The organism is Sulfitobacter sp. L-8, from assembly GCF_056859255.1.
Genome location: NZ_JBSXOD010000052.1, coordinates 132,972 through 156,609, shown reverse-complemented (window position 1 = coordinate 156,609; position 23,638 = coordinate 132,972). Strand labels below are relative to the sequence as shown.

The 23,638-nt window shown below is 56.1% G+C and carries 29 protein-coding genes; 15 read left to right on the top strand and 14 right to left on the bottom strand.

Going from position 1 to position 23,638, the window contains the following annotated elements; all coding sequences use genetic code 11:
* Window positions 1–235: 235 nt before the first annotated feature.
* Both AC13DE_RS12650 and AC13DE_RS12645 read left to right on the top strand, forming a co-directional pair.
* Complete coding sequence (locus tag AC13DE_RS12650) at window positions 236–379, top strand: hypothetical protein (protein ID WP_446296375.1); 144 nt, start codon at window positions 236–238, stop codon at window positions 377–379.
* A gap of 208 nt (window positions 380–587) precedes the next feature.
* The gene (locus AC13DE_RS12645) at window positions 588–1,373 is read left to right on the top strand and encodes a Hint domain-containing protein (RefSeq protein WP_483048013.1); all 786 of its coding nucleotides are present in this window, start codon (window positions 588–590) and stop codon (window positions 1,371–1,373) included.
* A 10-nt stretch (window positions 1,374–1,383) separates the two neighbouring features.
* Here the strand turns inward: AC13DE_RS12645 and AC13DE_RS12640 are convergent, their stop codons facing one another.
* Window positions 1,384–1,884, bottom strand: coding sequence for an Lrp/AsnC family transcriptional regulator (locus tag AC13DE_RS12640; protein WP_446296373.1), 501 nt, complete (start codon window positions 1,882–1,884; stop codon window positions 1,384–1,386).
* A 218-nt stretch (window positions 1,885–2,102) separates the two neighbouring features.
* Between AC13DE_RS12640 and trxB the strand changes: the two genes are divergently transcribed.
* Both trxB and AC13DE_RS12630 read left to right on the top strand, forming a co-directional pair.
* The gene (trxB, locus tag AC13DE_RS12635) at window positions 2,103–3,107 is read left to right on the top strand and encodes a thioredoxin-disulfide reductase (protein ID WP_446296372.1); all 1,005 of its coding nucleotides are present in this window, start codon (window positions 2,103–2,105) and stop codon (window positions 3,105–3,107) included.
* A gap of 167 nt (window positions 3,108–3,274) precedes the next feature.
* Window positions 3,275–4,987, top strand: a complete 1,713-nt coding sequence (locus AC13DE_RS12630) for a bifunctional sulfate adenylyltransferase/adenylylsulfate kinase (protein WP_446315735.1) — start codon at window positions 3,275–3,277, stop codon at window positions 4,985–4,987.
* 38 nt (window positions 4,988–5,025) lie between these two features.
* On the opposite strand, the gene AC13DE_RS12625 is transcribed toward AC13DE_RS12630, so the two are convergent.
* From AC13DE_RS12625 to AC13DE_RS12615, 3 genes are all read right to left on the bottom strand, one after another.
* The gene (locus tag AC13DE_RS12625) at window positions 5,026–5,898 is read right to left on the bottom strand and encodes a glycosyltransferase family 10 domain-containing protein (RefSeq protein ID WP_483048012.1); all 873 of its coding nucleotides are present in this window, start codon (window positions 5,896–5,898) and stop codon (window positions 5,026–5,028) included.
* 101 nt (window positions 5,899–5,999) lie between these two features.
* The gene (locus AC13DE_RS12620) at window positions 6,000–6,218 is read right to left on the bottom strand and encodes a DUF1150 family protein (protein WP_446296897.1); all 219 of its coding nucleotides are present in this window, start codon (window positions 6,216–6,218) and stop codon (window positions 6,000–6,002) included.
* A 1-nt stretch (window position 6,219) separates the two neighbouring features.
* On the bottom strand, window positions 6,220–6,636 hold the full coding sequence (locus AC13DE_RS12615; protein WP_446296898.1) for an Hsp20 family protein: 417 nt from the start codon (window positions 6,634–6,636) through the stop codon (window positions 6,220–6,222).
* A gap of 163 nt (window positions 6,637–6,799) precedes the next feature.
* Here AC13DE_RS12615 and AC13DE_RS12610 point away from each other — a divergent pair, with 163 nt between their 5' ends.
* The 3 genes from AC13DE_RS12610 to AC13DE_RS12600 all read left to right on the top strand — a co-directional run bounded on the left by AC13DE_RS12610 (window position 6,800) and on the right by AC13DE_RS12600 (window position 8,658).
* Entirely contained in the window at window positions 6,800–7,024 is a 225-nt protein-coding gene (locus AC13DE_RS12610; RefSeq protein ID WP_446296899.1) for a YdcH family protein, read from the top strand.
* A 79-nt stretch (window positions 7,025–7,103) separates the two neighbouring features.
* Window positions 7,104–7,592 (top strand): 5-(carboxyamino)imidazole ribonucleotide mutase, encoded by a 489-nt coding sequence (gene purE, locus AC13DE_RS12605; protein ID WP_483048011.1) that lies wholly within the window; start codon window positions 7,104–7,106, stop codon window positions 7,590–7,592.
* Entirely contained in the window at window positions 7,585–8,658 is a 1,074-nt protein-coding gene (locus AC13DE_RS12600) for a 5-(carboxyamino)imidazole ribonucleotide synthase (RefSeq protein WP_483048010.1), read from the top strand. Before purE ends, AC13DE_RS12600 begins: the two co-directional genes overlap by 8 nt.
* Here the strand turns inward: AC13DE_RS12600 and AC13DE_RS12595 are convergent.
* Both AC13DE_RS12595 and AC13DE_RS12590 read right to left on the bottom strand, forming a co-directional pair.
* Entirely contained in the window at window positions 8,655–9,797 is a 1,143-nt protein-coding gene (locus tag AC13DE_RS12595; protein ID WP_483048009.1) for an alpha-D-ribose 1-methylphosphonate 5-triphosphate diphosphatase, read from the bottom strand. The two genes, AC13DE_RS12600 and AC13DE_RS12595, sit on opposite strands and share 4 nt — an antisense overlap.
* A complete protein-coding gene (locus AC13DE_RS12590; protein ID WP_446296903.1) occupies window positions 9,784–10,593 on the bottom strand; it encodes an esterase/lipase family protein in 810 nt (269 codons plus the stop codon). The genes AC13DE_RS12595 and AC13DE_RS12590 overlap by 14 nt, the downstream gene beginning before the upstream one ends.
* 73 nt (window positions 10,594–10,666) lie before the next feature.
* Between AC13DE_RS12590 and AC13DE_RS12585 the strand changes: the two genes are divergently transcribed.
* Window positions 10,667–11,119 (top strand): NUDIX domain-containing protein, encoded by a 453-nt coding sequence (locus tag AC13DE_RS12585; protein WP_483048008.1) that lies wholly within the window; start codon window positions 10,667–10,669, stop codon window positions 11,117–11,119.
* Here AC13DE_RS12585 and AC13DE_RS12580 read toward each other — a convergent pair.
* From AC13DE_RS12580 to AC13DE_RS12565, 4 genes are all read right to left on the bottom strand, one after another.
* Complete coding sequence (locus AC13DE_RS12580) at window positions 11,085–11,933, bottom strand: DMT family transporter (RefSeq protein WP_483048007.1); 849 nt, start codon at window positions 11,931–11,933, stop codon at window positions 11,085–11,087. The two genes, AC13DE_RS12585 and AC13DE_RS12580, sit on opposite strands and share 35 nt — an antisense overlap.
* Window positions 11,934–12,041: 108 nt before the next feature.
* Window positions 12,042–13,691 (bottom strand): chaperonin GroEL, encoded by a 1,650-nt coding sequence (groL, locus tag AC13DE_RS12575; protein WP_446296906.1) that lies wholly within the window; start codon window positions 13,689–13,691, stop codon window positions 12,042–12,044.
* Window positions 13,692–13,766: 75 nt separating this feature from the next.
* Window positions 13,767–14,054, bottom strand: coding sequence for a co-chaperone GroES (locus tag AC13DE_RS12570; protein WP_446296907.1), 288 nt, complete (start codon window positions 14,052–14,054; stop codon window positions 13,767–13,769).
* 177 nt (window positions 14,055–14,231) lie between these two features.
* On the bottom strand, window positions 14,232–14,912 hold the full coding sequence (locus AC13DE_RS12565; RefSeq protein WP_483048098.1) for a DUF2161 domain-containing phosphodiesterase: 681 nt from the start codon (window positions 14,910–14,912) through the stop codon (window positions 14,232–14,234).
* Between the two features lie 161 nt (window positions 14,913–15,073).
* Here AC13DE_RS12565 and AC13DE_RS12560 point away from each other — a divergent pair, with 161 nt between their 5' ends.
* The 6 genes from AC13DE_RS12560 to AC13DE_RS12535 all read left to right on the top strand — a co-directional run bounded on the left by AC13DE_RS12560 (window position 15,074) and on the right by AC13DE_RS12535 (window position 20,197).
* Complete coding sequence (locus AC13DE_RS12560) at window positions 15,074–15,994, top strand: manganese-dependent inorganic pyrophosphatase (RefSeq protein ID WP_483048006.1); 921 nt, start codon at window positions 15,074–15,076, stop codon at window positions 15,992–15,994.
* Between the two features lie 183 nt (window positions 15,995–16,177).
* A complete protein-coding gene (locus AC13DE_RS12555) occupies window positions 16,178–17,050 on the top strand; it encodes a TIGR01459 family HAD-type hydrolase (RefSeq protein WP_483048005.1) in 873 nt (290 codons plus the stop codon).
* An 88-nt stretch (window positions 17,051–17,138) separates the two neighbouring features.
* Window positions 17,139–17,582, top strand: a complete 444-nt coding sequence (locus AC13DE_RS12550) for a MaoC family dehydratase (protein ID WP_446296910.1) — start codon at window positions 17,139–17,141, stop codon at window positions 17,580–17,582.
* 172 nt (window positions 17,583–17,754) lie between these two features.
* On the top strand, window positions 17,755–18,687 hold the full coding sequence (locus AC13DE_RS12545) for a bifunctional riboflavin kinase/FAD synthetase (RefSeq protein ID WP_446296911.1): 933 nt from the start codon (window positions 17,755–17,757) through the stop codon (window positions 18,685–18,687).
* Window positions 18,684–19,154: a YcgN family cysteine cluster protein gene (locus tag AC13DE_RS12540; RefSeq protein WP_446315490.1), complete on the top strand. Its 471-nt coding sequence runs from the start codon at window positions 18,684–18,686 to the stop codon at window positions 19,152–19,154. Before AC13DE_RS12545 ends, AC13DE_RS12540 begins: the two co-directional genes overlap by 4 nt.
* Window positions 19,154–20,197 (top strand): threonine aldolase family protein, encoded by a 1,044-nt coding sequence (locus AC13DE_RS12535; protein ID WP_483048004.1) that lies wholly within the window; start codon window positions 19,154–19,156, stop codon window positions 20,195–20,197. Before AC13DE_RS12540 ends, AC13DE_RS12535 begins: the two co-directional genes overlap by 1 nt.
* On the opposite strand, the gene AC13DE_RS12530 is transcribed toward AC13DE_RS12535, so the two are convergent.
* Together AC13DE_RS12530 and AC13DE_RS12525 are read right to left on the bottom strand one after the other, a co-directional pair.
* The gene (locus AC13DE_RS12530; protein WP_446296914.1) at window positions 20,194–20,982 is read right to left on the bottom strand and encodes an alpha/beta fold hydrolase; all 789 of its coding nucleotides are present in this window, start codon (window positions 20,980–20,982) and stop codon (window positions 20,194–20,196) included. The two genes, AC13DE_RS12535 and AC13DE_RS12530, sit on opposite strands and share 4 nt — an antisense overlap.
* Window positions 20,979–21,575: a 2-hydroxychromene-2-carboxylate isomerase gene (locus tag AC13DE_RS12525; RefSeq protein ID WP_446296915.1), complete on the bottom strand. Its 597-nt coding sequence runs from the start codon at window positions 21,573–21,575 to the stop codon at window positions 20,979–20,981. The genes AC13DE_RS12530 and AC13DE_RS12525 overlap by 4 nt, the downstream gene beginning before the upstream one ends.
* 109 nt (window positions 21,576–21,684) lie before the next feature.
* On the opposite strand from AC13DE_RS12525, the gene AC13DE_RS12520 reads away from it, so the two are divergent.
* Window positions 21,685–22,704, top strand: a complete 1,020-nt coding sequence (locus AC13DE_RS12520; protein WP_446296916.1) for a ribose-phosphate pyrophosphokinase — start codon at window positions 21,685–21,687, stop codon at window positions 22,702–22,704.
* A 17-nt stretch (window positions 22,705–22,721) separates the two neighbouring features.
* Here the strand turns inward: AC13DE_RS12520 and AC13DE_RS12515 are convergent, their stop codons facing one another.
* Together AC13DE_RS12515 and AC13DE_RS12510 are read right to left on the bottom strand one after the other, a co-directional pair.
* On the bottom strand, window positions 22,722–23,072 hold the full coding sequence (locus tag AC13DE_RS12515; RefSeq protein ID WP_483048003.1) for an H-type lectin domain-containing protein: 351 nt from the start codon (window positions 23,070–23,072) through the stop codon (window positions 22,722–22,724).
* Between the two features lie 120 nt (window positions 23,073–23,192).
* Window positions 23,193–23,630, bottom strand: a complete 438-nt coding sequence (locus AC13DE_RS12510) for a F0F1 ATP synthase subunit epsilon (RefSeq protein WP_446296918.1) — start codon at window positions 23,628–23,630, stop codon at window positions 23,193–23,195.
* Window positions 23,631–23,638: the final 8 nt, after the last annotated feature.

The window sequence follows — 23,638 nt, the reverse complement described above, 5'->3', positions numbered from 1 at the left end:
ACCGCCATGATCTTGCCTTAAATCGTTCCTTAAATTCCTGCCGCTTTTTCCGCTACCCTTGTGCAAACCCCTTAAAACTTGGTTAATTTTTGACAGACCGGCGGTGCCATAATGACGCCAAACCACCGAGAAAGTTTTTGGACCAAGCTGTTGGTTTGCCCAAACCTAGCCCGAAAGCGTCTGCATACTGCTTTCAAGGAAGGGCAAATCGCCCATAGACAGCAGGAGCAAGACCATGAGAACCAACACCCGTTTCATTAAGTCCATCATCAAGGCCGCAGCTCAGGACGATACAGCACTGCCATGGAAACGTGGGACAACCCGCGCGGCATTTATCGCCAAACGCACCGCTTCGCTGCCCGCACGTAAGACGGCCTGAACGAGCCTGCTCTGCCTGATGCAGTCGGATGTACCCTGGCCATTCCAGTCCAGCGAACGAGGCATGGTTCACCTTATACAAGGGCCGTAATCGACCGTAAGTCACGGCTTTCGGCCTGCCCACGACCCAACACCATATTGCCAGTATTCGTCCAAAATCTAGGTGGGAAGTAGGAAGCGATAAACGCGAAAACGAAAGTGAATATACGATGTTCAATGTCTCCCCATCAGCTGAGCCCGATCGCGTTGACCGTTCAACGCCAATCAGCCCTGCGTCGTCCTATTTCGCTCAAACATCGCAAAAAGATCTCGGGCAGCTTTCTGTCCCGCAGCGCAGCTATGAATTCGTCGCCAAACGCCCCGACGGGACAATATTCATAGGCCAGTCGCGTGGGCCCGCCGTAGCTTTGTTCGAGAACGCTTTTTCCGCATTCGCTCGGGGCACGCTTGTGCAGACGACCAATGGTGAAGTCGCCGTCGAGGATTTGCAACCAGGTGACGACATCCTGGACGTCGACGGTCAGCCGTCGCCGGTTCTGTGGATCGGGTCAAGCAGTTTCATCCCCGCCGACACCGGCCGACGTACGCCGCTTGTTAGGGTGATGTCCGACAGCTTTGGCGAAGGCAGACCGGCAGGGTTTTCAACATTTGGCCCCGCTGCGCGGGTACTGCATACACCAATGTCCATGCGCGGCGATCAATCGGCCAAGCCGGTCCTAACCTCGCTATATGACCTGGTGGACGGGACCAACATCATCGAGATTTCGCCACCAACGCCGGTACAGTTGTTCCACATCTGCTTAAAACGTCATTCGGTGGTTTGCGTTAACGGGCTAGAGGTGGAAACCTATCACCCCGGCCAGAATGTCCTGCGTAACATTCCGCTGCATACGCGTGACAAGTTATTGTCCCTGTTTCCGCATATCACAAAGCTGGAAGATTTCGGTCCGCTCAACTATCGTCGTGCGGTTCAAGCAAGAACGCCCGCCGCCTAGCTTTTGCGCTTCACGCAGACGCGCTTAGCCGGCTTTCCAACACATCAAACGGCACGCCCGGCTCGTCCTTGGCGGGGCGGATCACCAAACTGGTTTTCACGCTTGCGACATTCGGTGTCGTCAGCAATTGGCCCGTCAGAAAGCTTTGGAAGCTCGACAGATCCGGCGCAACGCATTTCAGCACGAAATCCACTTCGCCATTCAACATGTGGCATTCCCGGACCAAGGGCCAGCTGCGGCACTTTTCCTCGAATGCGGTTAGGTCGGATTCAGCTTGGCTGGCCAGGCCGACCATCGCGAATACCTGCACCTCAAACCCCAGCTCTCGGGCGTTCACATCAGCATGATAACCCCGAATGAACCCGCTCTCTTCAAGTGTGCGTACCCGACGCAAACATGGCGGAGCAGAGATTCCAACGCGTTTTGCAAGTTCGACGTTCGTCATACGTCCATCTGCCTGCAATTCGGCTAAGATTTTCCGATCAATCGGATCAAGCCGCGTCCCTGCCATATATCCCCCATGGTATTTTCGATTGTTATAGCACCCACAACTTCAGACGCAATATTCTTTCGTTACCGCGCAATTATCTGATGCGATTTATCAAATTATGCGATGATGCGCATATCGCGGGGTTTGCAAGGGCGATATGCAAACTTGGGCTTTAAGGCAACCCGACGGATCGCTATATCGGTGGGAACCTGACAACAGACATTCCAAGGGGGCTGACATTGGCCGATACGCGTAAAACAAAGCTACTGATCATCGGCTCCGGCCCCGCAGGATATACTGCCGGCGTGTATGCCAGCCGCGCGATGCTGGATCCCATATTGGTACAGGGTATTGAACCGGGCGGCCAGCTTACCACCACGACCGAAGTGGAAAACTGGCCCGGCGACAGCGAAGTACAAGGGCCTGACCTGATGGCCCGCATGCAAGATCACGCCAAAGCCATGGGTACCGAGATCATTGGCGACATCATAACCGATCTGGATTTATCCAGCCGCCCGTTTCACGCCAAGGGCGATAGCGGCACCACATATGTGGCAGATGCAGTCGTGTTGGCGACCGGTGCGCGCGCGAAATGGCTGGGACTGGAGTCGGAGGAGAAGTTCAAAGGCTTCGGCGTCTCTGCCTGCGCGACCTGCGACGGATTTTTCTATCGAAACCAGGAAATCGTCGTCATCGGCGGCGGCAATACCGCGGTGGAGGAAGCGCTGTTTTTGACCAAATTCGCTTCCAAGGTGACGTTGATACATCGTCGCGATGAGCTGCGGGCCGAAAAAATACTGATCGATCGGCTGATGAAGAACCCCAAGATCGAACCGCTGTGGTTTCACCAGCTTGAAGAAGTCTATGGTACTGACGCGCCTCTTGGAGTGGAAGGCGTCAAGGTCAAGCACGTGCAAACCGGAGAGATCACCGACATCCCCTGTAAGGGTGTGTTCGTCGCCATCGGGCATGCCCCGGCAAGTGAGCTGGTCAAGGACGTGCTGGAAACCCACATGGGCGGCTATGTCGTGACCAAGCCCGACAGCACCGAAACCTCGATCCCGGGTGTTTTTGCGGCCGGTGATTTGACTGATCACAAATACCGGCAGGCTGTCACCAGTGCGGGCATGGGATGCATGGCAGCCTTGGAGGCCGAGCGATTCCTTGGTGAGGTCGGTGATGATGAAGGCAAGGACACCTCTTTACCGCTAGGCTATGGTGCCAAGGTAAATTCAGACGCATAATGTTCGTAGTAAGCGGTATTTCTTGGGAGAAGATTACTTCGGCTCAGAAAAATTCACGCCTTTGTCCGTAAATTGCCCCAAACGCGCCGCAGAGGTTGCCTAGCGCAGGTAGGCCGGTCTATGTGCCGGCCTATTCCGATTTGAACTTATTAGATTGCGAGATATTCATGCAGACGCCTAACCTTGCCCCGATCCCCGAACTTTATGTCTCTTACGATTCGGCGCAAAAGCTGAAGGTGGAAGCAGGCCAGTTGGTCAGTCATGATCTGACGCCGCGCCAGATCTGCGATCTGGAGCTGTTGATGAACGGCGGGTTCAACCCGCTTAAGGGTTTCCTGACCGAAGAGGATTACAACGGCGTCGTCGAAAACATGCGTTTGGCGGACGGCACGCTGTGGCCGATGCCGATCAATCTGGATGTCTCGGAAAAGTTCGCCGAAGGTCTTGAGATCGGCCAGGATATCGCGCTGCGCGACCAGGAAGGCGTTATCCTTGCGATCATGACCGTCACCGACCGCTGGACGCCAAACAAGTCGAACGAAGCTGAAAAAGTCTTTGGGGCCGATGACAGCGCCCACCCAGCGGTGAACTATCTTCATAACACTGCGGGCAACGTTTATCTGGGGGGGCCGGTTACCGGCATCCAACAACCGGTACACTATGACTTCAAGGCGCGTCGCGACACGCCGAACGAGCTGCGCGCCTATTTCCGCAAGATGGGCTGGCGCAAGGTTGTGGCCTTCCAGACCCGCAACCCCCTGCACCGCGCACACCAGGAACTGACCTTCCGCGCCGCACGTGAGGCGCAGGCGAACCTGTTGATCCACCCCGTTGTCGGACTGACCAAGCCCGGCGATGTGGACCACTTTACCCGCGTGCGCTGCTACGAGGCCGTGCTGAACAAATACCCCGCCGCCACCACCGCGATGAGCCTGCTGAACCTTGCCATGCGCATGGCCGGCCCGCGCGAGGCCGTTTGGCACGGTCTGATCCGCAAGAACCACGGCTGCACCCATTTCATCGTGGGCCGCGATCACGCCGGCCCCGGCAGCAACAGCCAGGGCGAAGATTTCTATGGCCCCTATGATGCCCAGGACCTGTTCCGCGAGCACCAAGAAGAAATGGGCATCGAAATGGTCGACTTCAAACATATGGTCTGGGTCGCCGAGCGCGCACAATACGAGGCAATTGACGAGATCGAAGACAAGGATGACATCACCATCCTCAACATCTCGGGCACCGAGTTGCGTCGCCGTCTGCAGGAAGGGCTGGAAATCCCCGAATGGTTCTCCTTCCCCGAGGTGGTTGAAGAGCTGCGCCGCACCAAGCCGCCGCGCAACAAGCAGGGCTTTACGGTTTTCTTCACCGGCTTCTCCGGCTCGGGAAAATCGACCATCGCCAATGCTTTGATGGTCAAACTGATGGAGATGGGCGGCCGTCCCGTCACGCTGCTGGATGGTGATATCGTCCGCAAGAACCTGTCGTCGGAATTGGGCTTTAGCAAAGAGCACCGCGATCTGAATATCCGCCGCATCGGCTATGTCGCCTCCGAGATCACCAAGAACGGCGGCATCGCCATCTGCGCGCCGATTGCGCCTTACGCCACCACCCGCCGCGCGGTGCGCGAAGATGTCGAAGCCTTTGGCGCCTTCGTCGAGATCCACGTGGGCACGTCGATTGAGGAATGCGAGCGTCGGGACCGCAAGGGGCTGTACAAGTTGGCCCGCGAAGGCAAGATCAAGGAATTCACCGGGATTTCTGACCCCTATGATGTTCCCCAAAACCCCGAGCTGCGTGTCGAAACCGAGAATGTCGATGTCGACAACTGCGCACATCAGGTGCTGCTGAAGCTGGAAAGCATGGGGCTGATCAAGGGCTGACGCCCCTTCCCCCTCAGATCAAATACCAAGGTCAGCCGTTACAGGCTGGCCTTTAATGTTTCCGCCGCCCGCAGTTCAAGATCAATGAAAGACGCCGCCTGCGGTTTGGCGTCAAGCAGCGCCGGCACCAACGCATCGTACTGCGCAAGCGACGCCGCTGCGATGGCGCGCTGAACATCGTCTTGGGTGTCACAAATGACCATACCCTTGGTGTTGATAAAATCCGCGATATTGGGACAGCCCCAGTAAATCGGGACCGTTTCGCACAGAATGGCATCGACCAGCTTTTCGCTGAAATAATTCGGCTCTCGAACGTTCTCGATCACCACGGAAAAGCGGTACGGGGCCAGGCCTTCGCTTTTTCGGTCGAATGGCGCATAACCGCGCCCCAGTATGTCTACATCAAGTTGCGCCTGCTGGACGTGCTGAACCAGTCGATGACGAAGCTGATGCCCCTCGTGGTCGCGTTTTCCCGAAGCAATCAACGACATATGACGGGTTTTTTCCAGTGTGACCTCGTCGTAATCGGGCACCCAGGTTGTCCCGTACGGCAGGAAAAGCCCGTTGGGAATGTGGTCCAGCAAGGTTTGGTGATAGGTCATCACCCGGAAAAACCGCCGGTAGGTGAGGCGCAACCAGCGCAGATGCCGCGCGTGGATAACGGATGGTTCAACCACCATCGCAGTGATCTTGGCGCGGGTCCCGAGGTCTGGCAAAAAATGCATGTTGGTCTTCGGATATATGATCAGATGATCATCCGGCGTCAGATCCGCCACGCGACCGGATGACAATCGCGCCGGGCGTCCAAGGGGCCAGATCAAGTCATCCAGATCCCGACCAGACAGACGCCGCCCCAGTTTCCCCCCATAGGGCAGGACGGCGATAGCGGCTTCGGTCATAAGGGTGTCCATTCACATTTATCCCCAGTTTACATGAACGAGCAAAAATAGAAAAGGCCGCAACAATGTGCGGCCTGACCAACTTGTGTGCTGAGGTCCGGAAAACCTTACAGTCAGTGCACCATTACGGGTGCGTAGTCATGATCGCGGGCCAAGCTAAAGGCCAGCTTGCGATCCTCGACAAGTGCAAGCTGCTGTCCGTCCGCATTGTGAACCGCATAAAGCTTTTTCAGACCTTCGACTTGCTCGCGCACCTCGAGGGGCAGATCAGAAACAGCGATAGTCTTGACGTACACTGTGCGGTCCTGAGCATGCGTATTTTCGTTTTGCATCTTATTCCCCTTTTCTGATCTTAATCGTTTGCACCACTTTTTCAGGCTTCGCGCGGGTCAGGTCCACGTGAAGAAGACCATTCTCCATCAATGCTTCGCCGACATCGACACCATCGGCCAAAACGAAAGACCGTTGGAATTGTCGCGCTGCGATGCCGCGATGCAGGAACACCCGATCCTCGCCACCTTCAGCCTGCCGTCCGCGAATGACAAGCTGTCTATCCTCAACGGTTATAGACAGATCTTGTTCCGCAAAACCTGCTACGGCCAGCGTTATTCGATAGCTGTAGTCTGATGTCTGTTCTATGTTGAACGGGGGATACCCTTCGTTTCCGGCCTTGGCCGTACGTTCCAGCACCCGTTCAAGTTGCTCAAACCCCAGCATATGAGGGTAAGAAGCCAGCGTTAACTTCGTCATAAGACACGTCCTTTAAATCAAGCGACAGTCAGTCGTTTTGGCCCCGCAATCGGCGACCGATAGACCAAATATGGGGAGACGACGGGCCAGAAGCAAGGGCTATGCCTTTCAAAGGTAAATGCGTATATTAGAGTGCCAATTAAAATAAGAATCGTGTCGTGTAATGAATGCTCCATCAGACCTGTCGATGAAAAACGACGATGTGCTGCGTGTCGAACTTGAGGTTTTCCGGCGCGAGCACCGTGATCTTGATGATGCAATCCACGCTTTGGCCGAAAAAGGGACCGGCGAACAATTGACGATGCAGCGCTTGAAAAAGCGTAAGCTGCGGTTGAAAGATCTGATTGCGCAGATTGAAGACCGCTTAACACCAGATATCACTGCATAACCTATTTACTGCGGATTGCCACGCTCGGGCTGATGGCTATAGTGCGCGCTTCTGATGTGATCTTACAAAGGCCCCTTTCATGACAAATCCATCTGTCGGTATCATCATGGGTTCGCAATCCGACTGGGCAACCATGCGCGAAGCTGCCGTGCTGCTTGATGAGTTGGGCGTGATTTACGAGAAAAAAATCGTTTCTGCCCACCGGACCCCTGACCGCTTATGGACCTATGGAAAAACCGCCGTCGATCGTGGCTTGCAGGTGATTATCGCAGGGGCCGGCGGGGCCGCCCATCTGCCTGGTATGATGGCATCGAAGACCCGCGTCCCTGTCATCGGTGTACCCGTCCAGACCAAAGCCCTGTCGGGGGTGGATTCACTTTATTCGATTTTACAGATGCCGCGCGGGTTTCCGGTTGCGACCATGGCCATCGGCGCTGCGGGGGCAGCAAACGCGGCCTTGATGGCGGCAGGCATTTTGGCGCTACAAGACCAAGGTCTGGCCAAGCGGTTGGATGACTGGCGAGCAGAGCTGAGCGCATCCATCAAAGAGGAACCAACAGATGACTGACCCTTTGAAGACTGGCGCGACCATCGGTATCTTGGGTGGTGGGCAACTGGGCAGAATGCTTTCTGTTGCCGCGGCGCGCTTGGGGTTTCGCACCCATATATTCGAACCCGGTGCAAACCCGCCTGCGGCTGACGTTGCACATTCCATCACCACTGCAAGCTATGACAACGTTGAAGCACTGGCCGCCTTCGCCAAAGCCTGTGATGTAGTGACATTTGAATTTGAAAACATTCCAACAGACGCGCTGGACGTGATCGAAGGCATCACGCCGATCCACCCCAACCGCGAGGCTTTACGGACAAGCCAGGATCGCCTGATCGAAAAGAACTTTCTGCAAGGTTTGGGCCTGAAAGTCGCGCCGTTCGCAGATATTGCCAGCGCCGACGACCTGGATGCCGCGCTGAAAACCATAGGTGCGCCATCAATCTTGAAGACCCGGCGCTTTGGTTACGATGGCAAGGGGCAATCACGTTTGCGCAGCGCCGACGATGCAGCATCCGCGTTCGCCGACATGGCCGGGAGCCCCGCGATACTTGAGGGTTTCGTGGAATTTACAGCAGAAGTATCGGTGATCGGGGCACGCAGTGCGGCGGGGGACGTCGCCTGTTACGATCCGGGTGAAAACGTCCATCGCGACGGTATCCTGCACACGACCACCGTTCCGGCCCACCTATCAGCATCACAGCGCATGGACGCTGTGTTGCTTACGGCAAATATTCTCAATTCACTGAATTACGTCGGTGTCATGGGGGTAGAACTTTTCGTGACCCCACAAGGGTTTATCGTGAACGAGATCGCGCCGCGGGTTCATAATTCGGGACACTGGACCCAAAACGGCTGTAGCGTCGACCAGTTTGAACAACATATTCGTGCCGTGGCCGGCTGGCCCTTGGGCGATGGCAGCCGCTATGCTGACGTCGTGATGGAGAACTTGATTGGCGACGATATGGACCGGGTGCCTGAACTGGCCAAGCAGCGCGATACTGCATTACATCTTTATGGTAAGTCAGAGGTCAAACCGGGACGGAAGATGGGTCATTTCAACACGATCCGCAAACCATCCTAAGCCACAAGCCGCGCTGCAATTTCGCCAGACATATAGCTGACGCGCCCGCCCGCCATGGTCATCGCGACCCGGCGGGTAGCAGCATTCAAAACCAACACATCCGCTCGCTTTCCGATCTCCAGACTTCCTCGGTCTGTCAGCCCCAGCACCGACGCGGGGCCAGACGACACCAGGTGCCAAGCCTGAGACAGCGATATCACCCCGCTGTCCGCAAGCATGAACGCAGCGCGACGCGGCGACGGATAGTGATAATCGGACGCGAGCGCCCCGCCTATCCCCATCATGATCAGATCGATCGCCGACACATTGCCGTTATGCGATCCTCCGCGCACCACATTGGGCGACCCCAACACCACCTGATCACCTGCCTCTGCCGCAGCTTCGGCAGCCGGAAGTGTTTCAGGAAACTCCGCAACAAACACACCTCTTTTTCGCCATGCGGCGCGCCCCTGTGGCGTGGTGTCATCATGGCTTCCCATCTGGATACCCTGCGCCGCCAAAGTCGCGCACAGGGTGTCCAAAGCAGACGATACATCCGGACCATTGGCATGCAGGTCTTGCATCAGTTTCAAATGCGCCTCAGGATTACGACCCGCTTTCAGCGCTTGACCAACCATGCGTTTTGGCGGCTTGCCTTCGGCCAGGCGCCCGTGGGGCAGATGGTCATTGAACACGATATAGGAAAGCCCCCAATCGGCCATGCGCTGTGGGATGGTTGGATAAAGATCCAGCATATGCGTTTCAAAACGTAGCTGACCGCGCAGATCGGTAACGAGCTCAGGAGAGACCTTGCGGATTGCGCGAAATACCTGGTCTGCAAACTCTATCCCCCGCAACCCGCCTTCCCAACTGACGAACTGCGCCAGAACGGCAGTGGTGATACCATTGGCGGCCAATTCAGCTTCGGCCGCGACCAGCCCCTCAGACAAGGTTTTCATCGCACCGCGACGGGGGGCCAGATGGCGTTCAAACCCATCACCATGTACGTCGATAATTCCTGGCAGGATCATGTACCCAGCCAGATCGATTGCCTTGCCCGGCACTTCATCAACTATAAATCCATCTGCGATAGCCAATGGCCGGCTTTCCAGACCTCCCTGCCCCAGCACCGTTGCGCCGGTAAACTCAACGTTCAGCATCACTGTCCCCGCTTACACCCAAACATTCGGCATCCGGGCAACCGAAGGTATCAAGAACCGCATCGACAAACCCCAGAGACCTGTCGAATTTGCCCGTGTTCAGGTATGCCATCGTCTGGGCAATTGCCGTCGGATTCATCATGATGAAAGTGTGCGTCACCGGCAGCGTGATGAAATCTCGCATGCCTTGCACCCGCGCCGATTTGACCGATACCTTGCCGTCGTCGCGACCAGGCAGCAGTGACGAAAAATACGGGTTCAGCGATTGTGTCCCCGCGATCACGCCCAGATCAAACGTAACCGGCGGCAACTGCAACGGTAGCGAATTTTTTCCGGTTCCCATCTGTGCCCCCGCTGGACCGTTCATCCAGTTGAACGCAGCCAGGGCACCCAGGGCATCGACAACCTCACTGCCATGATTAGGCGGGGCCAGCATAACGGCGCGGCCCACGTGCGCATCACCGACATCGGCCACCCATTGCCGCAACAGGATACCGCCCATCGAATGGGTTACGAAATCCACCTTTTCGGTACCACAGCTTTTGACAGCGGCGGGTAAGGTTTGCCGGGCCAGCTCTTCTATCCGCGCGCTGGTGGACGGGTATCCAGGACGAACCACCTTATACCCTTCGGTTTTCAGCGCCGCTTCCATAACCGCAAATGAAGTTTCCGTACGCGCCAGCCCGTGCAGCAGCACCACACAGCGCCCCGCCCCCGCATCTTTAAGCGACGGTTGCGCTTGCACGCAGTTTGCCAGGATCAGCGGCAGTACAAGAAGGGTCTCAAAAGTTTTCATATCAACGATCAGATAGACTGAAATCTCGATATGTGAAATGCTTCACATTGTGGTAGGCGGGGAAAGATACACAATGGCCGGAACTATCCCTCGACTCGCGGTGCGCGCCGTTCTGGTTCACCAAGACCGGTTGCTTTTGGTGAATGCCTATCCCGATGGGCAAAGTGACCTGATGTGTGCACCGGGGGGCGGTGTCGTGCCCGGTACATCGCTGATCGAAAACCTGAGCCGCGAAGTGTTTGAGGAAACCGGCCTGCATATCACCGTGATGGATCCGTGCCTGGTCAACGAATTCCATGATCCCTCCACCGGCTATCACCAGGTCGATATCTATTTTCGGTGTCAGGTCAAGGGTTCGGCATCAATCGACCCGGCCTGGACGGATGCCGAAAACGTCGTCACCGACCGCCGCTGGGTTTCCGCTGAGGAGATGAAGCAGGTGCGTTTCAAACCTGACAGTCTGGCCGACGTCGCCTTTGCCACGAGTGGTGTCAGCTACGACCCGCTTGAGGTGATCGTGCGCTGACCGCCAGTCCGATTCCACCCAACACCAATACTGTGGCGACGATAATCTTTACCCCAAGCGGTTCAGCCAGCAACAACGTGCCTGCAAGTATCGCGATCACCGGTACGGATAGTTGCACGACTGCGGCGGTGGATTGTGCAAGCTTGGGTAAGACCCGATACCAAAGCGCATAGCCAAATCCCGATGTGACGGCACCGCAAATCACCGCCAAAGCCAGCCCTATCGGGGTAATGAACGTGTCTTGCACCCAGAAAAGCGACGCCACCAACGGAATGCATACCAGGAAATTTCCCGCTGTATCTGCCAGCGAATCGTCAGACTTTTTTCCGATGATCGTATATGCGGCCCACCCCATGCCGGCGGCGATCATCAACGCCGCGCCCACAGGATCAAGTCGCCCGCCGGAACCCGGCCACAGCACCACAACCAATCCCGAAAAAGCAATCGCCGCGCCGATGAATTTTCGCGGTGACGGAACGGCACCCACCAACACCCCATGGGCAAACATCGCGATCTGAACGACGCCAAACAATATCAGCGCCCCCAGGCCAGCGTCCAAGGTAGAATATGCAAGAGAAAACCCGATAATGTAGATCGCCAGCGTCGCCGCCCCGAGCATGTGGCGCTTGCCCGGCACGCGAAACCGCCCGCCGCGCACCATCAGCAACAGCCAAAGCGCCACCGCCCCGGAAACGACCCGAACGATGGCAAAACCTGCCGGATCGATATGTCCACCGACGATCGCCAAGCGGGTGAGAACCGAATTCGCCGCGAACGCAATCATCACGAGGGTGGTCAACAGAAAAATACGCATATGCCTGCTTAGGACAGCAACCCGCGACGTTCCAACGAAAAAGGGGCACATCATACGATGCACCCCCTTGTAATGTAGACGAAGGGTCAGAAAACCCTACGGCGTGATTTACATCATGCCGCCCATGCCGCCCATGCCACCCATATCGGGCATGCCGCCGCCACCGCCGCTGTCTTTCGACGGACGATCAGCGACCATTGCTTCTGTTGTGATCAACAGGCCAGCAACGGATGCCGCATCTTGCAGAGCGGTGCGAACAACTTTGGCAGGGTCGATGACGCCGAACTTGAACATGTCGCCATATTCTTCGGTCTGAGCGTTGAAGCCGAACTTCAGGTCGTCACTTTCGCGGATCTTGCCGGCCACAACGGACCCGTCAACACCAGCGTTTTCAGCGATCTGACGCAGCGGTGCTTCAAGCGCTTTGCGCACGATAGCAATACCAACGTTCTGATCGGCGTTGTCGCCTGTCATACCTTCAAGCTTCTTGCCGGCCTGAACCAAAGCAACACCACCACCAACAACGATACCTTCCTGAACGGCGGCACGTGTCGCGTTCAATGCATCGTCAACGCGGTCCTTGCGCTCTTTCACTTCGATTTCGGACATGCCGCCAACGCGGATGACAGCAACACCGCCTGCCAGTTTGGCAACGCGCTCTTGCAGCTTTTCACGGTCGTAATCGGAAGTGGTTTCTTCGATCTGGTTGCGTATCTGGGCAACACGTGCTTCGATCTCGGCCTTTTCGCCAGCGCCATCAACGATTGTTGTTTCGTCTTTGGAAATGGTTACTTTCTTGGCGGAACCCAGCATGTCCATTGTAACGGACTCCAGCTTCATGCCCAGATCATCAGAGATCACTTGACCGCCGGTCAGGATTGCTAGGTCTTGCAGCATGGCTTTGCGGCGATCGCCGAAGCCAGGTGCTTTGACCGCTGCGATTTTCAGGCCGCCGCGCAGTTTGTTGACAACCAGAGTCGCCAGCGCTTCGCCTTCAACATCTTCCGAGATGATCAACAGTGGCTTTTGCGACTGGATGACCTGCTCGAGCAGCGGAACCATTGGCTGAAGCGAGGACAGCTTCTTTTCGTGCAGCAGGATGATGCAGTCTTCCAGCTCGACGGTCATCTTGTCGGAGTTGGTCACGAAGTAAGGGGACAGGTAACCGCGGTCGAACTGCATGCCTTCAACAACATCGGTCTCTGTTTCCAGACCTTTGTTTTCTTCGACGGTGATAACACCCTCGTTGCCGACCTTCTGCATCGCGTCTGCGATCTGACGGCCGATTTCTTTTTCGCCGTTTGCAGAGATGGTACCGACCTGGGCAACTTCGTCGCTGTCGTTGACAGGGCGCGCTGCCGCTTTGATCGCTTCGACGACAGTGGCGGTCGCCATGTCGATGCCGCGCTTCAGGTCCATCGGGTTCATGCCAGCGGCAACCGATTTCATGCCTTCTTTAACGATGGCTTGGGCCAGAACGGTTGCGGTTGTTGTACCGTCACCCGCTTCGTCGTTGGTCCGGGAAGCAACTTCCTTGACCATCTGTGCGCCCATGTTTTCGAACTTGTCTTCCAGTTCGATTTCCTTGGCTACGGATACACCGTCCTTGGTGATGCGAGGCGCGCCAAAGGATTTGTCGAGCACAACGTTACGACCTTTGGGGCCCAGTGTGACTTTGACGGCATCGGCAAGGATGTTCACACCCTTGAGCATCTTGTTACGGGCGTCGGTCCCGAATTTTACATCTTTAGCAGACATAGTGTCTTCTCCTAAAATCTTGTTTTGATGTCAGCGTGTCGTGGGTGGGGCAACGTGGCCCCGTCCGGCCTGAAATCAGGACAGGATCCCCATGATGTCGCTTTCTTTCATCATCAGCAGCTCTTCGCCATCAAGCGTGACTTCTGTACCGGACCACTTGCCGAACAAAACCTTGTCACCGGCTTTTACAGCCATCTCGATCAGTTCACCGCTGTCTTTGCGTGCGCCGTCACCGCAAGCAACGACTTCGCCTTCAGCTGGCTTTTCTTTTGCGGAATCAGGGATGATCAGACCACCCTTGGTTTTTTCTTCGCTTTCGGTGCGACGCACCAACACGCGGTCGTGAAGCGGCTTTAATGCCATCTTTCAGCTCCTTAACGCTCAAAGTTATTCTCCTAAGCCGTTCTCTCCGGGTGGAAAGCTCCGGCCATTAGCACTCTGTATCATAGAGTGCTAACGACGCTTAACTAGGGAAGTCGCCTGTTCTAGTCAACCATTGAAGTCTGGAAATTTTTAATCATACGCCTTGGTAAGCTGAACTTAGCCTGCCCCCAGGGCGCGGGCTGCGCCATCTACCGCTTCGGCTCCGGTCGGGGACAACCCGTAAACGCCTTTTTCGATTTTTTCAAACCAGCCATAGTAGTTGTCGCGCATCATCGCTGTCGCACGCTTTACGTCAGCTTCACGGGCAACGTCCGACCCTTTGCTGGCACCAGCCTCATAAAGGTACACGGCCAGCTTGAGAGCATCCTGCCGATAGGCAGTAACCAACCCTGCCCTTGTCTGTCCGCCATCATTTGGGTCCCCCTGACGCCGCGCGAATTCACGCAACAGCATTTTCTGGCGTGTGATGGATTTCCGCGGCACAAACGGCCCAGGGTCGCAATGGACCTCGACCAAACCGTCTTTCAGCCGCACCGTAATCAACCCCAGGCCCAGACGTCTTGCCAAGGTCGTGTTATCCTTGATCGCTTTCGCAAATCGCTTGCCCGGCTGCCGTGCCACGGCAAGGTAAACATCATCACTGACCGAAAGCCGCGCGACGCACTGGTGAAACAGTGCCAAGCTGAAACCAAGCTTTAGCTCAATGACGACCGGTGGTTCTGCACCGCGGATAGCCAACACATCCGCCGCACCGACTTCGGATTTCACGACGTACCCCTGATCCTCCAGAAAGGATTTGATCGGCAGATACAGGTCGGTTTCACGCGCAGGGCTCATGCCCACAGTGTTAACAGTTTTCACAATCGCCTGAGAAGCCCCCGACCAGAGTTAAATGGTCGGCTTTTCTTCAAACACGCGGATTAAATGCAGATGGTGACAAGCGCGCAGACCATCCATATAAGGCACACAATTCTTATCTCTCCAGCCCAGGATACATTATGACGACGCTTGTTTTTGGCCACAAATCCCCCGACACCGATAGCACCGGCAGCCCGATCATATGGTCATGGTACCTGAACGAAGTCATGGGGATAGACGCCTCGCCCGCCCTTTTGGGGGACCCCAACACCGAAGCGTTGTTCATGCTGGACCATTGGAAACTTGATAAGCCGCAGATCATCGATGGTGTCCAAGCGGGCCAGCCTGTTGTCATCGTTGATACTAACAACCCCGCTGAACTACCCGAAGACATCAATCAGGCAGAGATCAAGGCCATAATTGACCACCATCTTCTGGTTGGTGGCCTGGAAACCAAGACCCCCATCCATATCGTGATGGAGCCAGTGGCCTGCACTGCTACGATCATGCACAAACTGATCGGCGAAAACATGTCCCGTATGCCGGAAAATGTAAAAGGGGCGATGTTGACGTGCATTCTGTCGGACACGCTGGAATTCCGCAGCCCGACGACCACCCCAGAAGATCAGACCATCGCGCAGTCGCTCGCCAAAGAGCTTGGCGTGGAAATTTCCGATTACGCGGCGCAGATGTTTGCTGCGAAATCTGATGTATCGTCGTTCTCCGAAGCAGAGCTTCTGCGGATGGACAGTAAAGAATACGAAGTCGGGGGCATGCAATTTCGCGTGTCGGTTCTGGAAACCACATCACCCGCATCGGTACTGAACCGTAAGGATGCGCTGATGGCCGCAATGCCCGGTGTTGCGGCGCAGGATGGCGCTGATCAGGTGCTGTTGTTCGTTGTGGATATCCTTAACGAAGAAGCCACCATGCTTATCCCGAATGCACTCAGCAAATCCGTTGCCGAGAAAAGCTTTGGCGCGACGGTTGACGGCGACACCGTTGTGTTGCCCGGCATCATGAGCCGCAAAAAGCAGATAATTCCAAACCTCAAGGTCTGACCGACCAAAGGTTTTTTGACGATGCTAATGGAAGCTCCTGCACTGCGGGAGCTTCCTGAGTTTTCGGGCACCGTCGACCACGGCAGATAAAGCGGCGTCATATCGGTGTTGGAGCGGCTGGCTTATTGCTCCGCACCGGGATGTATGCTTTCTGCGCGTATACCAATCGGAGCGGAGCACGACATGACCCAGATCATCAACAATTTTCACGAAATTTCCGACCGCTACGAAGCCTTGTTTGTAGACCTTTGGGGCTGTGTGCATGACGGAGTAAAAGCGTTACCCGATGCTGTCACCGCGCTTCAGGCTTATCGCAGGTCAGGAGGCAAGGTCATTCTGGTGACCAACTCTCCGCGCCCGCGCGACCAGGTGGTCAAACAATTGCGTCACTTTGGCGTGGCGGAAGACGCATGGGACGACATTGCCACGTCGGGCGATTCAGCGCGAACAGCGATGTACCGCGGAATGGTGGGTTCGGATATCTGGCATCTGGGCCCGCCCACGGACAAACATTTTTTCGACCCGATCGACATTTTGGATGACCCTGTAGAAATCAATCAAGTTGCATTGGAAGACGCAGAAGGCATCGTTTGCACCGGCCCCTTTGATCCGCTGGCCGACCCCGCGATCCTGCGCCCGCAGTTACTGATGGCCAAACAGAAAGGGCTAAAGCTTCTCTGTGCGAACCCTGACATCGTCGTGGACCGGGGCGACATTCGCGAATGGTGTGCCGGTGCTGTCGCAGCGCTTTACACCGAAATGGGTGGTGAAAGCCTCTATTTCGGCAAGCCGCACCCGCCGATCTATGACTTGGCGCGGCGCAAGTTATCGGCGTTGGGCGCGGAGGTCGCCAATAGCGACATTCTGGCGATCGGCGACGGAATTCATACGGATGTCAAAGGCGCAATCGGCGAAGATATCGATTCTCTGTTTATCACCGGAGGATTGGCCGCGCAGGAAACACACACGCGGACTCAGCCCGATCCAGAGGCTCTCGCGCGGTTTCTTGACCGGGAAATGTCGTCTCCAACCTACAGCATAGGGTTTCTAAGGTAAAATTTACCCTTGCTTTTCTGCGACTGCGAAGTAATAAAGTTTCATACCAGCCTCGACAAGGGTCACTTTATTACGGGAAAGGTGCAGTATGTTGGATAATTTACCCCGCGGCACAATCTGTATCGAAGATATTGAAATCGGCATGTCGCGCCACTTGCAAAAGGTGGTGACAGACGAAGACATCGAAATGTTTGCTCAGGTTTCAACGGACCGCAATCCGGTACACCTGGACGACGATTATGCCCGCGACACAATCTTTGAAGGCCGGATCGCGCACGGCATGCTGACCGCCGGGCTTATCTCGGCTGTAATTGGTGAACAATTACCCGGTCATGGTACCGTCTATATGGGGCAGTCGCTCAAGTTTCTGGCACCGGTACGGCCCGGTGACATGGTTTATGCAGAGGTCAAAGTGACCGACATCGACTTCTCCAAACGCCGGGTAAAGCTGGATTGCCACTGCGCGGTAGCTGGCAAGAAGGTATTGGTAGGGGAAGCGACGGTGTTAGCACCGTCACGCAAGTTCGACTGACCTCGCCCTTGGCAAAACGATCCCGGGCGGCCACGAAACCCGTATTCGCATCACCACCACGCCGGTATCCACCTGCCCTGTGCGCGCCCGGTACGTCACGCGGCAATATTCACGCCGGAAGAATAGGCCGAGCTGCTTGTCAGCGAGGGCAGACGCGTCTACCACCTAGCCCATGGAAATCATTCGCGACTATCAATATGTAGCACCTGTGGATCGTGGCGCGTCAGCGGCGATCGGAAACTTCGACGGGGTCCATCTCGGACACCGATCCGTTATAGATCTGGCGCGGGACGCGGTGCCAAACGCCCCTCTCGGCGTCGTGACTTTTGAACCGCATCCACGAGAATATTTCGCCCCCGACGCGCCTCCTTTCCGATTGATGAGCGGCGAAGCGCGCGCACATCAGTTGGAAAAAATCGGCGTTGATAAGCTTTATGAATTGAACTTTGACGCGGCTCTGTCGAGCCTGAGCCCCCGATCATTCGCGCATGATGTGTTGCTTAACGGGTTGGGGTTGCGCCATGTCGTGATCGGCGAAGATTTCAAGTTCGGAAAAGCACGGGCTGGCACGGCTGCATTGTTGCAGGGTTTTGGTGCCGAGATGGGCTTTGGTGTAACGGTAGCCCCGTTGATGGCGCAGGGGTCGAATACAGTTTCATCGACGGCGATACGCAATGCTCTTGGCAGTGGACGCCCCCGTGATGCCGCTGCGATGTTGGGTCATTGGCACCGCTTCGAAGGCCCGGTACTGCACGGTGAAAAGCGTGGACGCGAATTGGGCTATCCGACCGCAAACATGTCCATCGACAGACTGCATCCGCCGAAATTCGGCGTCTATGCGGTGTTGGTGGATGTACTTGAGGGGGCCCAAGCCGGCCGCTATCACGGTGTTGCCAGCCTGGGGGTTCGCCCCATGTTCGGCCAAAACAAAGCCAACCTCGAAACGTTTCTCTTTGATTTCAAGGGGGATCTCTACGGCAAGCATGTCTCGGTCGCGCTTGTCGAATACCTTCGCACAGAACAAAAATTTGACAGCCTCGATGCGCTGGTCACCCAAATGGACGCGGACAGCGACCGCGCCCGAAGCATACTGGCAGCATTATGAATACACCTATCGCCGCCAATGGTCTGGCACCGGATTTCTGGAAGAAAAAAGCTCTTGCCGAGATGTCCCCGGAAGAATGGGAGGCTCTGTGTGACGGGTGCGGCAAATGTTGCCTGAACAAGCTTGAGGACGAAGACACGCAGGAAGTCGCCTTGACCCGCGTTGCCTGCCGGCTGCTGGATGATGCGACTTGCCGCTGTACCCACTATGTCAACCGTCACCAGTTTGTACCAGATTGCATCGTGCTGAAGCCCGAAAACCTTGACACCCACGCCTATTGGATGCCGCTGACCTGTGCGTATCGGCTGCTCTGGGAGGGCAAGCCCCTTTATGATTGGCATCCATTGGTCAGCGGTGACCCTGACAGCGTCCATACCGCCGGGGTCTCTGTACAGTACGATACCGTATCTGAATTCGATACGCCCTTTGAAGAATGGGAAGACCATATAATTGAGGAGCCAACCTGATGTTTTTCGCTTCCGACAATGCGGGCCCCGTCCACCCGCAAATCATGAGCAGGTTGACCGACGCCAATAACGGTCACGCCATGCCTTATGGAAACGACGCCATAATGGACGAGGTGCGCGATGCGATACGCACCACCTTCGAGGCACCTGACGCCGTTGTGTATCTGGTGGCCACCGGTACCGCCGCGAACGTACTGGCGCTGGCGTGTTACACCCAGCCTTGGCAGACAATCTTCTGTTCTGTGACGTCCCATATCAACGAAGACGAATGCAACGCCCCTGAATTCTATGCCGGTGCGGCCAAACTGACTGTTGTCGAAACCGATGACAAGATGACGCCGGGCGCATTGTCCCGCGCCATAGAAAAGCAGGCAGAGGGTAATGTGCACGGGGCACAGCGCGGCCCGGTGTCGATCACTCAGGTGACTGAACGCGGTACCGTCCACACGTTGAACGAACTCAAGGCCCTGACCGAGGTCGCCAAGAGTTACGATCTGCCCGTGCATCTGGACGGCGCGCGCTTTGCCAATGCCGTGGTCGCCCTGGGATGCACTCCGGCCGAAATGACGTGGAAGGCGGGCGTCGATGTTGTGAGTTTCGGCGGCACCAAGAATGGCTGCATGGGAGTAGAGGCAGTTGTGTTCTTTGACGCGGCCAAGGCGTGGGAATTTGAACTGCGACGCAAGAGAGGTGCGCATCTTTTCTCCAAGCACCGCTATCTGTCGGCACAGATGGCCGGTTACATGCAGGACGGGTTGTGGCACCAGCTTGCCACGCAGGCAAATGACAACGCAAGCTATCTGGCTGAAGGTTTAAGGAAGGCCGGGGCTGAATTTCTGCACCAGCCCGACGCGAACATGATATTTGCCCGCTGGCCGCGCCGGATTCATCAAAAGCTGCATGACGCCGGCGCAAGGTATTACATCTGGAATGGCAAGCTGGAAGGGTCCCCACCGGACGAAATGCTGGGCGCTCGTCTGGTCTGCGACTGGTCGATCGAAAAAGATGCGATCGACCGGTTTTTGGCGCATTTCCAGAACTAGCTTCGCGCCAGGAATGTCCGTATCTGCGCTGCTACGGCCTCTGGGTGGGTCAACGGGGCCATGTGCCCTGCCCCCTCGATCTCACTTCGGGTCACATCAGGCAGCCGCTTGGCAAGTGATGTGCTGATCGCATCGGTCATGTCGCCAGAGGTAGCGCCGTCCAGCAACAGCACCGGCATCGACGCACGTTCGAATTTCCCCGGTGCCAGCAACCCCGCACTGTCATCACGAAGAAAAGGCTGGCTCGCCGGCACGTAGTGGATGCGGTCCGCCATGTATTGGCGCAGCTTTTGCGGCGTCTGTTCCCATCCGTTACCGTCGCCCCATCCGGTATTGAAAATCCGCGCGGCCTCCATTCTGTCGCCGCGGTCGAAAGCTGCGTTGAATCCTGCGCTGTTGCGATCGGCGGCGGCAACCCGAGCGGGGTCATCAACCAATGCCGCAGCGAAATAGACCGGTTCGATCATCGTCAGGCTGCGTACCAATTCGGGGCTTTCGACCGCCAGCCGCAACCCGATCGTCGCCCCAAATGAATGCCCGATAATGTCCATCGGTTCTGTCAGCAGGCTACGTGCCATATCGGTAGCGACATCGTGCACGTTGCCCTGACCATCCCAATCACCCGATTTTCCGTGCGAAGGCAGATCAAAGCACAAAAGGCTCAGCTCATCTGCCAATGCCTCTCCTACCCCACGCCACGCACCGGAATGCGCAAGCGTACAGTGTATGCCCAAGGCCCGGCGCGGGCCGTGCCCGAAACGCCGGGTAAATATCTCTGGCCTCACAATTTGCCTGCCATCACCAGATCCAGATCCTCAAGACGGTCTTGCCCCCAGAACTTCTGACCGTCATCCAATATATAGAACGGCGCACCAAACACGCCCTTTTCAACAGCTTCTTCGAGGTTGCGCGCAAAGGTATCGGCACCTTGCAGCATGCCCTTTTCGGCGATGTCGGGATTGAATCCAGCTTTCTCAAGGCAGTCACGCACCACGTCGTCTTGTGCGATATCGCGGTTTTCGGCCCAAACCGCCGCCATGAAAAGCTGGCAAAGCTTGCCCACGTCCCCGCCTTCGTTCTGTGCGGCGATAATCGCATAGCACGAAGGGGCCGCGTTGGTCGGCCAATGTGCTGGTTTCAGATTGAAGGGCATGCCAAGCTTCTTGGATTGACGCGTGAGTTCAATGGCACGGTATTCCTGACGGCTGGGGTGGCGATCCTTCGGAGCCTGCCCCCCGGTGCGCCCGAAAGCGGTGATCAAATCGAAAGGTTTATAGGTAACAGTCGCCCCGTGTTTGGCAGCTACGGTTTCGAGCCTGTCCCCCGCCAGATAGGCATATGGTGAAAGTGTCGTAAAAAAATAGTCGATATGGGGCATTTGGTTCTCCGATGGGGGCTTGTGTCGCTTTGCCAGACCGTAAGGTCATGTTAAGCGGTGTCAACGTAACGATTCTGTCACATGTTATGCAACCGGAGACCCTTTGCACATGGCTCAAACCTCTGAACCCAAACTAATCTCTGGTAACGCGAACATGCCGCTGGCCAAGGCGATTGCAAGGCGAATGTCTTTGCATCGCGGTGTAAATGTCGGGTTGGTCGACGCGCGGGTTGAACGGTTCAATGATGGGGAAATCTTTGTCGAGGTGTACGAAAACGTACGCGGTGAGGACATGTTCATCATCCAACCAACGTCGAACCCGGCAAATGACAATTTGATGGAACTGCTGATCATGGCCGACGCACTGCGCCGGTCATCGGCGGCACGTGTGACTGCGGTGCTGCCCTATTTCGGGTATGCACGCCAAGATCGCCGCACCAAGGCCCGCACGCCGATTACGGCCAAGATGGTCGCAAACATGATGGTCGGAACCGGTATTGAACGCATTTTGACCATGGACCTGCACGCGGCACAAATTCAGGGGTTCTTTGATATCCCGGTCGATAACCTTTATGCGTCCCCGGTCTTCGCGCTGGACATCAAGAACGAATTCAAGGACCGCATGAGCGAACTGATGGTCGTTTCACCTGACGTTGGTGGTGTGGCCCGCGCCCGCGAGCTTGCAAAGCGCATCAACTCACCACTTGCCATCGTGGACAAGCGCCGCGAGAAACCGGGCGAGATTGCTGAGATGACCGTAATTGGTGACGTCACAGACAAGATATGCCTGATCGTGGATGACATCTGCGACACCGCCGGCACCTTGTGCAAAGCCGCCGAAGTTCTCATTGAGAATGGTGCGAAGGAAGTACATTCATATATCAGCCACGGCGTCATGTCGGGGCCAGCGGTTGAGCGGATCAGCAATTCCGTAATGAAATCGCTGGTTATTACCGATAGTATAGCGCCAACCGCTGCGGTTAAGCAGGCCACCAACATTCGGATCGTACCCACCGCGCCGATTTTTGCTCAAGCGATCCTGAATATCTGGAATGGCACCTCTGTGTCGTCCCTGTTCGATGCGGAATCGCTCGAACCCATTTATGATGGCATGTATAAATCCAACTGACGCCAGCCGCCGGGGGGTCAGTAAAGATCCCAATCATCTTTTTGCGACAGCGGCCCGATCGACATCCAGGCAGCGCGCACCCGAGCAATTCGGGTGTCGCCCCAGGTACGAAACACCAAATCGAACCCGTCTTCCGAGATATTTTCACAGCGAATATCTGCGCGCATCACCGTCGCATTGTCGACGTCCCACAAAGCGAGTGACGCTTGCACGGTGGGGATCTCTTTATAGCGAGCTGAAAACTCAATCCTGTTGCGACGCTCGCGGGGGCCTGACCCCGTCCACATTTCACCACCGTTTTCAAAATCGGAAAACAGCACTTTCTCCCCGCTGTCGATACCGATGCTATTCCCATTTATTATTTTCATTTCAACCGATTACCCGACAAATGCTTCTTAACTTCTAGTGATCAAGCATAGAACGCGTTCTTAAAATAGAAAAGGCCCCGCATATGCAGGGCCCTTTGTATTTCGATTGTTTGGAACCTGTCAGAGACTAGGTTGCTTGCTCGACAGTCCGATTTCATCGCCCATGGCAACCATGTCAGACAACAGTTTGGCTGCTTCATCTACCGGGCCCGGCTCATTTTGGAAACCGTCCTTGGCCGTCTGATAGGTAGTCTTGGCTTCTTCCATCATCTCGTCCAAATGCGCTTGGGTCATATCACCCTTGGGCACGGCGCGTTCGGCCAATACCGAAACACCATTGGCCGAAATTTCAGCAAAACCGCCAGTTACCACGTATTCAGCAGTACCCTCCGGGCCGTCAACACGCAGCACACCGGGGCGCAGCGTGGTGATCGTGGGGGCATGGTCAGGCATCGCCGCCATGTCCCCATCCGCACCCGGAATCTGAACGACGGTCACCTGCATCGAGGCCAGCCGCCGCTCCGGCGAAACGAGGTCGAATTGCATTGTGTCTGCCATTGTCAGCG